The organism is Neisseria sp. HMSC070A01 (genome assembly GCF_001810165.1).
In the GTDB taxonomy this organism is placed as follows: Bacteria; Pseudomonadota; Gammaproteobacteria; order Burkholderiales; family Neisseriaceae; genus Neisseria.
This window is the reverse complement of record NZ_KV800119.1, coordinates 296086-308214: the sequence shown is the minus strand read 5'-3', so window position 1 is coordinate 308214 and position 12129 is coordinate 296086. Positions and strand designations below refer to the sequence as shown.

Sequence of the window (12129 nt, the reverse complement as noted above, 5' to 3'; positions counted from 1 at the left end):
CCGTCTGAAAGTTTCAGACGGCCTTTTTTTATTTTGTATATTAAGTCTTAGGCAGGGTAACACCGGTTTGCCCCATGTATTTGCCGTTGCGGTCTTTGTATGAAGTTTCGCAGACTTCATCGCTTTCAAAGAACAAGACTTGGGCCACGCCTTCGCCTGCGTAGATTTTTGCCGGTAGCGGCGTGGTGTTGGAAAATTCAAGCGTAACGTAGCCTTCCCACTCCGGCTCGAACGGGGTAACGTTGACGATAATGCCGCAGCGTGCGTAGGTGGACTTGCCCAAGCAGACGGTCAGGACGTTGCGCGGGATGCGGAAATATTCGACTGTGCGCGCCAAAGCAAAGGAGTTGGGCGGAATGATGCAGCAGTCGTCTTCAACTGTAACGAAGTTTTTCGGGTCGAAGTTTTTCGGGTCGACGATGGTGCTGTTGATGTTGGTGAAGATTTTGAATTCATTGGCGCAACGGATATCGTAGCCGTAGCTGGACGTGCCGTAGGAAATGATGCGCTGGCCGTTGGCCTCTTTGATTTGGTTGGGCTCGAACGGCTCAATCATGCCGTGTTCTTCGGCCATGCGGCGTATCCATTTGTCGGATTTAATGCTCATGGTGGTTGTCCTGGGGTAAGGGTTGTTTGGAAATTCTTTGAAATCAACACGACAGCCTTTAGACAGGCTTGTCAATTGATGTTTCAGACGGCCTAAAAGCTGGATAAGGCCGTCTGAAAGGCTGTTTATTTGGTTTTGGAAGCAGATTTCTTAGCCAGTTTGACTTCTTTAATCATACCGTCTTCGCATTTCATGATGAAGACGGGTGTGCCGTTTTGGGAGGCGGTAAAGTTTCCGTGCGCCCTGCCTTTTTTGAACACGCCCTCCAGCGTCATATTGCGTAATTTGGCGCTGTTGGAGGAGAAAGGTTCGATAAAGGTCTCGCTGTTGCCGGAAACGGTATATACGCCTTTGCCGTCAAATTTGCCGTTTTTAAAGGCGCCGACATAGCTGCGGCCGTCTTGGCATTTCCATGTGCCTTTGCCGGATGGTTTGCCGTCTTTGCCAATATCACCATCGTAAACGCAACCTTTTTCCTGATAAGGATTGATGGTTTCGGCAATGGCAGGCGTACCCAGCATGAAGGCGACGGGAAGTAGGGCAAGGTATTTCATCATGATTGTTCCTTTTGCAGGCGGTTTCAGACGGCCTGATATTGGGATTCAAAAGTCAGCAGGGTTTCAGCAATGCGGCGTGGCAATATGGCTAAAGCGTGTTCGCGCATGGATGCAGAGATACCATGGTAGGCTTCGGCAATGCTGCCGGTAATGGCTGCCAAGGTATCACTGTCTCCGCCCAGGGAAACCGCCAGTCGGATGGCGTGTTCAAAATTATCGCTTTCAAGAAAGGCGGTAACTGCTTGAGGTACGGTTTCCTGACAGCTTTCGTTGAAATGATAATGCGGGCGGATTTGGTTGCAACTTTGGCTCAAATCATAGCCGAATTGTCGCGTAATGTTTTCTTTGATTTGCGCTTTGCCCATGCCGGTACGCGCCCAAAAGATGGCGGCGGCTACGGCTTGCGCGCCTTTAATGCCTTCCGGGTGGTCGTGCGTTACGGCGGCGGATTGTTCGGCAAAATGCAGGGTTTCTTCCAATGTGGCAAATGCCCAGCCAACGGCAGAAACACGCATGGCAGAGCCGTTGCCCCAGCTATTATAAGGTGCAGGATTTTTCCATTCTATCCATTGTGAGAAGCGGCTGCCATATGCGCCTTTTGGACAGGGATATGCCCTGCACCAGCCTTGTAAAATAGAGGCTAAATTATCGTTGCAGCCTTGTAAAACCCAGTCGGCAATGGCAACAGTGCAAATCGTGTCATCGGTAAAGTCGCTGTCGGGGCTGAAAATATCGAAATCGGTGTGACGGTAGTTGTCAAACTCGAATCGTGATCCGGCAATATCGCCGATGACTGCGCCCAACATCATGACATCCTTTCTGATACTTCTATTTATATTTCAGACGGCCTTTGATATTCCCAATCGAAAGGCCGTCTGAAAAATTACTCTTGCCAGCCGCCCAAATAAGAAACCAGTTCTTCCAACATGGTGCTGATGGCTTCGGTCATCAGGATTTGCGAGGCAAAGGCGAGGCTGGCGGCATCGTCGCCGTTGCTTTCCGCTTCTTCTTGCAAAACGTCCAGATACTGGATGCGTTTGAGCGTAAAGTCTTGGGTGAGGATAAATGCGATTTGTTCGCGCCATACCAAGCCCAGCTGGGTAACGGTTTTGCCGTTTTTGACGTGTTGTACCACTTCGTCGGCGGTCAGGTCTTGTTTGGAAACTTTGACGACTGGAACAACATCGCCTACGCCTTTGAGTTCGCAATCGCTGTCCAATTCAAAACCGCCTTCGCAATGGCCTTGCAGCAGCCAGCTGGTCATCAGGGAGGAGGGCGATTGTTTTGTGTTGGGCAGGGCTGCTTCCAAACCGCCCAACGCTTCGCGCAGTTTGGTCAGGATGTTTTCCGCTTTGGCAGATGCGGCATTGTTGACTAAAAGATACCCGTGGCGCGTGTCGAAAATCGCCTGTGTGCGGCTGCTGCGCGTAAAGGCACGGGGCAGCAGGTCGTCAGTAATCTGTTCTTTCAGCTCTTGTTTTTCCTTACGGCCGACATTGCGCGCTTCGTTGTTTTGGATTTCCAAAACCTTTTCATCCAAAATATCGCGGATCACGCCGGCAGGCAGGACTTTTTCTTCTTTTTTCAGGGCCACGCGCCAAGTGTAATCGGCAGGGAAAACCAGCTCGGGTGAAAAGGAAACCGGCGTGGCAAAGCCTTCGCTAAACCAGTCCAAACCCTGACAATGGGCAAATTCGGATTGCGCCAATTTGTCGGCAAGGACTTCCAATTCGGGCAACTTGTCTTTGTTGAGCGGATAAAAACTGATTTGCTTAAACCACATGGCGAGTTTTCCTTTTTATTAAAACCGGCATTATACAGGGAAAATAACATACGGAAATCGGCAACATCTTTAAAAAAGCAGTAAAGGCGTTGACAGAAGAAAAGGCTTTCTGTATAGTTCGCGCTTCGGTTACGCGCCCATCGTCTAGAGGCCTAGGACACTGCCCTTTCACGGCGGCAACCGGGGTTCGAATCCCCGTGGGCGTGCCATATTTTGAATAAACCCTTACTAAAAAATAGTAAGGGTTTATTTCTTTGTCACTATGGTACTGCTTGTACATCTTTAAACTCTACTGTAAACGTGGGCTAGGAGCGAAATACTCGGCCTATTCGACATTTCTGGGTGTTCTACATTAACTAAAAATAATGTATCGATGACTGGTGGATGGGTACCATCATTCAGAAAAGGCAAAAGAGTGTCTCATTGATGTAATTGATGGTCATTAAACTTAGAAGATAAATAGGGGAAGAAATTGTGAAAACGAAAATCATGTTGAAAGTACTGAAAAAAGAATAGATTAATTTCCCTTCTATGAAATCCATTGAGGAGGTGTATATTTAATAAGCCTATCTGTAAGTTTTTGGGTTGTAGGCGTCTGATATGCTATTTTTTATATTAGGTTTGTAAGATTGGTCTAGGTGCTGCACTTAAAATCCAAATGTTTTTTATATGCTGATATAATTTCGATCTAAGTCAATTGCCAATTTTTATTATGAAAAATCTTACAAACCCGTTTAAGAGTTGGTTATCACATTTCTTTTTTAATCGTGATCCACTTAATCCTATTCCGAATGGTGGGCCACTGTATACTTATGCAGTTAATGAAAATGAATACCGTGAACTGTGTGCACTGTTTTATCGTAAGCCTTTTTTGATATCGGGTTCTGTTTATCAGGAGGAATGGTGTGCCTGTTACTGTCTGGCAGTTAGTGAAACTTATCGGCGTGAGTATTCGGGTGGTGAATGGAGTTGGGCATTTTTCGATAATGTAATAGGTACGCAATTTGATAATGAACAGCAACGTTACAAATATTTGAAAAAAGGGTTGGCATATTGGCGGCGAGAATGGAAATATGACGCTGCTAAAAATACGCGTTATCTTGGTACATTAGTTGCTGAAGGTGGATTACCACTGAAAATGCTTGCAGCTGATGATAATGCTATTCGCAATATTATTGATTATGGCTTGAAAAAATATCAGGAGAGTATGGAAACTTTCCGCCCTTTAGAAGAATATATTGCTGAAAGAGTGTATAGACTGGCACAAGTATTTCGTGATACTGCGGCTGTTATTCTATTTGCCGATACAGTCAGAGCGCTAGTCAAGCTCGCTGAGCGGTTTGACTTGAAGAATAAACGTAATTTGGTTGAATACCTAGATCAGGCAGATAGTGGTTGGCGCAGTGAGTTTCCTTTTGCTTTGGATGGGAAACAGGTAGATGCAGTTATCAACCGCTGGTTGGGTAATGCAGCAGACGAACGTCAAAAATTGGAAAAGCAAGAGTTCTCCTGTCGGCATTATGTAAAGGAGGGAGGTTGGTGCTTGCATGCTAAAATCGGGTTACCTGAAAAATTTAGTTTCCCTATTCAGAATTATCAGGGTGAAACGGTTTTACAATGGCAAATTTTTGAAGGAGAAGAGCCAGTTGCCCAAATGGGAGCAACAGTATTTGCTTCTCTTAGTGATACAGGCGGAGAGCTAACATTCAAACTTCCTTTTGGGAAACAGCTTGATTTTGTCCGAGAGAAACCTAGTCTACCTTTGTCTGTGCGAGTGTTTGCTGGCGGGCGACTGCTCTATACCAAGTTGTTTGGAGATACTGGATTTGATGAAGATGCACCGCTGGTGTTTCACTCTGCTCAAGATCAACGTTGGCAACTGTTCTCTACTAATGAATACACGCGCAGTAAAGATAGGGATATTTTGATTCATCTACCAGACGGTTTTAGGTTGTCTGAAAATGAAAATGTCTCCTATTTGGGCGGGCAGTGGTTTAAGTGTTCGGACGGACTGACTGCTCGTCATGCGGATGGGCGAGAAATAGTTGTTGTGCAAGCTAATCAGACAGAACAGAGTATTTTGCATGGGAGACTGTTTTATCACTGCCAAAATACTGATGGTTTACCTGTGTATCGTGGTTTTCCTACTCTGCTAACGCCCCCTGACTTATCTCCGACGCACATCAAAATCAACGGCGAGGTCCAATCAAATATCTGCCCGAACTATTATGGTACATTTCAGGTGGCTTTCTATAAGGGTGCAATTTGTTTGTTGCGGCGTAAAATTACTGTCCTGCCTGAAGATTTTTCCTATACTTGGCAAGCAGCAAGCAACAAAGATCCCGCCATTTTAAATGTTAATACTTCCGAAAAGGTTTTCATAGATGTCTTTGCCAAGCATCTAGATATCACACAAATCCATTCTCGATTTAGATTTATCTGCCAAACTGAGGATAGTAATTATCCATCTCATATTATTCTTGCAGTTGGAAGTAACCCTGTTCAAGCTGCACGATTAAGACTACCTCTACCGTTTAATGGTGCGTATCTATATGATGAAAAAGGTAGAATTGATGATTGCCGTCTGAATATCAATCAGTTGCTAGGCAAGTGGATAATGGTATATTCCTCCGCATCGACCGATATGAGGCTGGTATTTAAATTATCGGATAATGTGCATGGTCGCCCCATTTCTATCAGCGAACGTTTGTCAGCAGATGGTTCGGTGCAGCAGTTTTTCTTAGATCAATGGAAACCGCAACTTTTGCAGCTTTTATCGTGCAGCAGTAGTCAAGATGCCCAGGTAGAAATTACAGTGTGCCATATGGGTTCAGAGAACCCTTTGATACGGCTTATCTTGTCTCGTTATAATGGTCTAGTTATGTGGAATAATCAGTTTTACCGTTTCGGTATTCTGGCAGTGACAGATGCATTACGAAAAAGCTTCGTCATCAAACGGCAGGCAGAAGACGAATTGACTTGCCGAGAAGCGGTAGTAAACATCATGCGCTTGGATGCACCTGAAAAAGGTGCACAAAGGCTGCCTGAAAGCGCAATGAGGATAAATGGGCATTATCAACTGTCGTCCGAACAATATGATGAAGGATTGTGGTTGATTTACCCTGCGCCTGAATCACCAGTTCAATTCCGTCCTGCTATATTTGAAAACAGCAGTGAAAAATTTATCGAACCATTTCAACATCATTCCCTGCATATTGCTGCACGCGCTTTCCATCCAAACCACAATCCCGAAGCTATTAGCCGTATCATTACGGAAATGGTGGGTAATCCTGAGCATTCTGGTTGGCTGTATTTTGAGAGCCTAAAGCAGCATTTTTCTCATCTGCCATTGTCAGTATTTGAAACATGGAAAGCCTTGGTACAACAGCCCAAAGCCTTAGCTTTGGCGGTATTACGCTTAGGGTTGGATGGTGTATTTTGCGAGCGGATGCGTAACGAATTAGCTGTGGTATGGGAGTGGTTAGCTCTACAAGATTGGTTTGCTGCCATAAGTACGTACAAACCATACATTCGTACCAAAATTGCAGCTACAGGCTTGAATCCTGATGATTTTCCCTTGTCTGAAAACTGTATTCCTACAAGTGTGTTGTGCCATGACGAGATTTTACGCAATCATGTATTTAAAGGATTTCTTTCAGAAATAGAAATGATAGTGGTGGAAAACACGCTTGGGGAAATTTTCGACAAGAAGCACGATTCACGTTATAACCGCCATTACAATGCATTGCGTCAGAATAAAAACCAACGTATTCCTGAAACGCTTTCGGATGGTCTGCAAAAATGGTTGGAGAAACAACAGGATGTATTTTTCAATAAAGTACGCAGTCTGTCCAAAGTTCCTTTTGACCGTACAGTTGTCTGGCTACCAGTATTTACTGCCTGTGTTAAAGCAGGCAATGCGCAGCCTTCAGATATCATGCCATTAGAAATGACTGCTGCACAGTTTGCTGATGCTTTTTATCGTATTTACGCTTTGGATGCAGAATGGTTTGATTACGTCTGCGCTTCCCTGAGCTGCTACCTAGTGAGTGAATCATAATGAATACCGACACCATGCAAACTCTTTCCGGATTGATAGAGCAAAGTCTGAACCGTATCAAGGAAGCTACTATTGGCGTATTGGATATTACAGATAATCAATTGCGCAGTCACCTGCGACAATTGATTAGCAATGAATTGGGTAATGAAAACTGTTTTCTTGCTGACCCTGTTGTTGAACATACCTTTGGTTGGAAAAGCGCGGACTGTACCTTTGCAGATTTGGTAAGACAAAACCTGTTTTCTACAAAACTTACAGATGTGTTAGCAGATGCAGACAGATATGGTTTTCCCAAAACTGCCCGCCCTTATACTCATCAGTTGCAGGCATGGAAGCATCTTCTGGGGGATGCTCCAAAATCTGCCATCATTACGAGTGGCACAGGATCAGGTAAAACTGAATGTTTTATGATTCCGATCTTAGAAGATCTGATACGTCGCCAAACGTTGGAGAAAACAGCACTTATCGGTGTTCAGGCTCTGTTTCTCTACCCACTTAATGCTTTAATCAATTCTCAAAAGGAACGTTTGGATGCATGGACGAAACCTTTTGGTAACAAAATTCGCTTTTGTCTTTATAACGGTAACACAAAAGAAAGTGCTGGAACACGTGACAAAGATCAACCTAACCAAATCTTGTCACGGGAATTGCTACGCAAAGAGCCTCCGCCTATCCTACTTACTAATGCCACTATGTTGGAATATATGCTGGTGCGCCAAGTAGATGCCCCTATTTTGGAAAAATCTCGCCAAACAGGTTCATTGCGCTGGATAGTATTAGACGAGGCACATAGTTATATCGGATCGCAGGCGGCAGAAATTGCACTGTTATTACGCCGTGTAGTACACGCTTTCGGCAAAAAGCCCGAGGACATACGCTTTGTTGCTACATCAGCCACCATTGCTTCCGACAAAGCAGCAGACGAACTTCGCTGCTATCTTGCTGATTTGGCTGGGGTACCAAAGGAACATGTCCTGGTAGTTTCTGGAAGCCGCGATTTTTTGCCGATTAGTGTTGCCGATGGTAGACAGAGCATCGCAGATATCACATCTATTAAGGACGAAACCGAACGCTTTGCAGCCCTTTGTCAAAGTGTAATGGCCACTACTCTGCGTAATTGTCTGACAGCTAATACCCAACCTTACACGTTGAACCAATTGATACAGGCAACGCAAGCATATTTGCTTTCTGATAGCCTTTATGAACAGCAGCGTGAAGTTTTAGACTGGCTGGATGTTATGACTCAGACAAAGCCGTCTGAAAATGCTGAACCATTTTTAAAACTGCGTTTGCATCTATTTCAATCAATGCTGCACGGGTTATGGGCGTGTGCTGACCGTCATTGCAGCAAAAAAGAAGGTTACCTTAAAGACTGGCTATTTGGACAGGTTTATCTTAACCGCAGAACTAAATGTGATTGTGGTGCTCCTGTGTACGAATTAGTGTTGTGCCAAGATTGCGGTACACCGCACTTGATGGCGCAGGAGCATGACGGTATTTTGCAGCAGTGCGATACCTACATCACCGATGAGTTTGCACTCAATCCTGAGCCTGCAGCTAATGACGAAGAAGACAGTGGTGACGACGCAAACCCAATTTCAGATGGTCTACAATTCATATCCCGCAATAAAGTGCTTGCAGCCCCAGTCGATATGCAGTCTGAAGGCTATACGGTACAAAAAATCGATAAAGAAACTGCGCAAATCGGCGTACAGCAAGGTAAAACTTTTGAGTTGGCTTTGGATTTCTCCCTACAGGCCTGCTGTTCCGCCTGCGGCAAAGAAAACCAAAGAATGCCGTTTTATCATGGACAATATTTGGGTGCACCGTTTTATGTAACCCACGCTGTTCCGACTGTATTGGAATTTTGTAGTGATGCTGAAAATGATCCGCAATCGCTACCCGCTCGTGGACGGCGATTAATTACTTTTACTGACAGCCGTCAAGGCACAGCGAGAATGGCGGTAAAAATGCAGCAGGAAGCAGAGTATTCCAAATTGCGTGGTATGGTGTTTGATGTATTGGTGCAGGGAACAGGCAAAGCAGAAGCCATGTTGCCTGAGTTGGTTGCACTGATGCAAGCTAATCCTGATTTGGTTGCATTGATGCAAGCTAATCCTGCTTTGGCAGAACAAATTCTATGGAAAGGTTCTAGTGGTAAAAAAACTCATCTTACTTGGGATGATATGTGCCGTACACTGCGCGATAAAGCTGAAATGACGCAAGATTTACTGCCTTACAATCGAGAAACCAATCCCAGCATATTTAATGATCCTAGTGGCAACGGAGCAGAAAAGCTGGCAGAGTTGCTACTGGCACGCGAATTTATCCGCCGCCCAAGAAATGCCAATAGTTTGGAAACCTTAGGTTTGACAATGATTTGTTATCCTAGTCTGGATAAAATCAGCACAGTGCCTGATGGTTGGGTAGAGACACGCGTTTTAAATCAGGCAGACAATCCAAGCAAGCCGCTGGATTTGGATGATTGGAAAGCATTTTTAAAAATGATTTTGGATTTTCATGTCCGTGAAAATTCCTTTACCAATTTAGATGAGCAGAAAAAACGATGGTTGGGCAAACGCTTTTCGGGAAAATCCCTGCTGCCGCCCGATACCAGAGAAAAGCAAACTTTGCGTAAACGAGCTTGGCCGCAAGTTCGAGATAAAGGCCAACAGCCTCGAGCAGTCAAAATTTTGCAGGCGGTTACAGGTCTGGATATTCAAAACCCTTTGGCTAAACACAAAATTAATTCGTGGCTGAAAACTGCGTGGAAACAATTGACTACTGGTAGCAATATCCTGTATCCCGATGCTGATGCTTGGAAAATGCCGCTTTCAGCAATGGCGTTTAAGTTACCTGAAAAAGAAATGTGGATTTGTCCGCAAAGTCACCGCCTGATCGATACTACTTTGCGCGGTGTGTCTCCTTATTTGCCTGGTAACTGGCAGGAAATGCCGTCTGAAAAACTGTTTTGCAGCAAAACTGAGATTCCAGATTATTATCGTTTTAAACAGGATGCCACTGCTGAACCTCGTCGTAGCCAAATGCGTCGTTTGCTGAGGCAAGATAAAGATGTAGGCCACTTGCGCCAAGAAGGTTTGTGGAGCAATTTGAACGATAAAATCGTAGAAGGAGGTTTCTACTATCGTGCGGCGGAACATTCAGCACAAATTGCATCTACACAATTAAACAGATACGAACAGATGTTCAAAGAAGGGAAAATTAATGTATTGAGCTGCTCTACTACAATGGAAATGGGTGTGGATATCGGCGGTATGGCAGCAGTGGTAATGAATAATGTACCACCACACCCTGCTAATTACCTGCAACGTGCCGGTCGTGCAGGCCGTCGTAGCGAAGCAGCTGCAATAGCTTATACACTATGCAAAAATGATCCTCATAATCGCCGTGTATTTACCAATCCAAAATGGGCGTTTACTACTGCTATTGCTGCTCCGAAAGTATCGTTAAGCTCTGAAAAAATTGTCAGCCGCCATATGCATTCGCTCTTATTGGCAGCATTTCTTGCCAAGCGCAGCGATACAGGCAAAGACCGTACTAAGCTGAATACTGCTTGGTTTTTCAATCCAACCCAATCTGTTTGGCAGCAGTTTTGCGACTGGATGAACTCACCAGAATGCTCTGCTATTGACCAAGCTTTGGGTAAACTGGCGGCAGGTACTGCTTTGGAAGGAGTACCATTGACACGTATCAAAGCAAGTGCTAAACAGCGGCTGCTGGAATTGGCAGAGAATTGGCAGGCTGATTTTCACAATATCAACCATAAAATTAAGCAAACTAACAGCGATTCATACAAGAAAGCCTTAAATCGCGAGAAACAACTACATGAAAATGAGAACCTGCTTGGCTATCTGGCGGTAAACGCATTTCTACCTGGTTATGGTTTCCCTACTGGCATAGTAGAAATGAAAATCCGTAAAATGGAAGACTTACGCCGTGAACGAGAGGAGCGAGAAGATAATCTGTTCATCCGCAAAGAAAACCCAAGTCGTAGTTTGGATATTGCACTGCGTGAATACGCACCTGGTTCGGATGTTGTATTAGATGGGCGCGTATACCGTTCTGCTGGCATCAATCTACGGGTAAAATCGGATGAACGAGGTAAAAACGAAGACCAACGTTTCGATACTGCGTGGCGCTGTAAAAACTGCGGTACATCTGGCGTGACGCGTTACAAATATAGCTGTAATGATATCCAATGTTCTCACTGCGGTGAAAATATTCCTTTTGATGAACAATGTACGGTACTAACCCCAACAGGTTTTTTGACTGACTTTTTTGAAAAAAGTAGCAACGATGTTTCCTTCCAAACATTCGTTCCTATCCAGCCTCCTAGAGTACAATTGGATGATGAAACTGTAGCCTTTCTAAAACATGAGTGTGGTGAAATTAGATATGGTAGTGACGGTAGAGTACTGTTTCGCTCTAGTGGCAAGCATGAAAAAGGTTTTGCGGTTTGCATGAGATGTGGTAGGGCTGATTCCATGACTGACGTAGGTGAACTGCCTAATGTATTTTTGGGTGAGTATCATAAAACCTTGGGTGGTGGTTTGGATCTTAGCAGTAATAGTAAAGATTGTCCTAATAGTAATGTTCAGATCAATATCCATCTGGGCCATCATATCTCAACCGATGTATTGGAAATTGCTCTGAAAAATCCACAAACCAAGGCATGGCTAGGCAGTGGAGATAAAACTACCGCCCGCACGATTGCCGTTGCTGTACGCGATGAAATTGCTGCTTTTTTGGGGATAGAAACTACTGAAATGGGCTATGCCGTGCGAGCAGATAGAGATTTGGAAACAGGTGCCGTTCGCTGTTTGATTCAGATTTACGACAAAGCCGAAGGGGGCGCAGGTTTCGTTTTATCTGCTGTAGATGACATCAACGGTATCATAAGTCGCGCTTTAGACCGTTTGAATTGTCCAGCTGATTGTGGTAGCGTTTGTCAGCATTGCCTGGCGGGTAGTGATAGCAATGTGGAGCGAGAAGAACTGGACCGTCATCATGCTTTACGATGGCTTGAGGAAGCTCAATTGAAGCAACATTTGAACTACCAGTAAGTATTTTGTGTGCCGATAGTTATACTCGTGGGCGTGCC

General features: G+C 44.7%; 6 protein-coding genes and 1 tRNA gene. 3 read left to right on the top strand and 4 right to left on the bottom strand.

Translation table 11 applies throughout. The features are described from left to right. Nucleotides 1-40 precede the first annotated feature (40 nt). From dcd to rdgC, 4 genes are all read right to left on the bottom strand, one after another. Nucleotides 41-607 (bottom strand): dCTP deaminase, encoded by a 567-nt coding sequence (gene dcd, locus HMPREF2711_RS02695; protein WP_003680541.1) that lies wholly within the window; start codon nucleotides 605-607, stop codon nucleotides 41-43. Nucleotides 608-732: 125 nt separating this feature from the next. Then, nucleotides 733-1164, bottom strand: coding sequence for an MORN repeat-containing protein (locus HMPREF2711_RS02690; protein WP_003747434.1), 432 nt, complete (start codon nucleotides 1162-1164; stop codon nucleotides 733-735). A 23-nt stretch (nucleotides 1165-1187) separates the two neighbouring features. After that, complete coding sequence (locus tag HMPREF2711_RS02685) at nucleotides 1188-1970, bottom strand: ADP-ribosylglycohydrolase family protein (protein ID WP_003747433.1); 783 nt, start codon at nucleotides 1968-1970, stop codon at nucleotides 1188-1190. A 77-nt stretch (nucleotides 1971-2047) separates the two neighbouring features. Further along, on the bottom strand, nucleotides 2048-2947 hold the full coding sequence (gene rdgC / locus HMPREF2711_RS02680) for a recombination-associated protein RdgC (protein ID WP_003747432.1): 900 nt from the start codon (nucleotides 2945-2947) through the stop codon (nucleotides 2048-2050). A 133-nt stretch (nucleotides 2948-3080) separates the two neighbouring features. On the opposite strand from rdgC, the gene HMPREF2711_RS02675 reads away from it, so the two are divergent. The 3 genes from HMPREF2711_RS02675 to HMPREF2711_RS02665 all read left to right on the top strand — a co-directional run bounded on the left by HMPREF2711_RS02675 (nucleotide 3081) and on the right by HMPREF2711_RS02665 (nucleotide 12091). After that, nucleotides 3081-3156: transfer RNA gene (locus HMPREF2711_RS02675), tRNA-Glu, on the top strand. Between the two features lie 503 nt (nucleotides 3157-3659). Continuing rightward, nucleotides 3660-7007: an STY4851/ECs_5259 family protein gene (locus HMPREF2711_RS02670; protein ID WP_003747431.1), complete on the top strand. Its 3348-nt coding sequence runs from the start codon at nucleotides 3660-3662 to the stop codon at nucleotides 7005-7007. Beyond that, nucleotides 7007-12091, top strand: a complete 5085-nt coding sequence (locus HMPREF2711_RS02665; RefSeq protein ID WP_003747430.1) for a DEAD/DEAH box helicase — start codon at nucleotides 7007-7009, stop codon at nucleotides 12089-12091. Before HMPREF2711_RS02670 ends, HMPREF2711_RS02665 begins: the two co-directional genes overlap by 1 nt. The last annotated feature ends 38 nt before the right edge of the window (nucleotides 12092-12129 follow it).

Excerpts from the sequence above, each read along its gene's own strand:
- dcd (WP_003680541.1), bottom strand. The coding sequence starts at position 607 with ATGAGCATTAAATCCGACAAATGGATACGCCGCATGGCCGAAGAACAC.
- HMPREF2711_RS02690 (WP_003747434.1), bottom strand. The coding sequence starts at position 1,164 with ATGATGAAATACCTTGCCCTACTTCCCGTCGCCTTCATGCTGGGTACG.
- HMPREF2711_RS02685 (WP_003747433.1), bottom strand. The coding sequence starts at position 1,970 with ATGTTGGGCGCAGTCATCGGCGATATTGCCGGATCACGATTCGAGTTT.
- rdgC (WP_003747432.1), bottom strand. The coding sequence starts at position 2,947 with ATGTGGTTTAAGCAAATCAGTTTTTATCCGCTCAACAAAGACAAGTTG.
- HMPREF2711_RS02670 (WP_003747431.1), top strand. The coding sequence starts at position 3,660 with ATGAAAAATCTTACAAACCCGTTTAAGAGTTGGTTATCACATTTCTTT.
- HMPREF2711_RS02665 (WP_003747430.1), top strand. The coding sequence starts at position 7,007 with ATGAATACCGACACCATGCAAACTCTTTCCGGATTGATAGAGCAAAGT.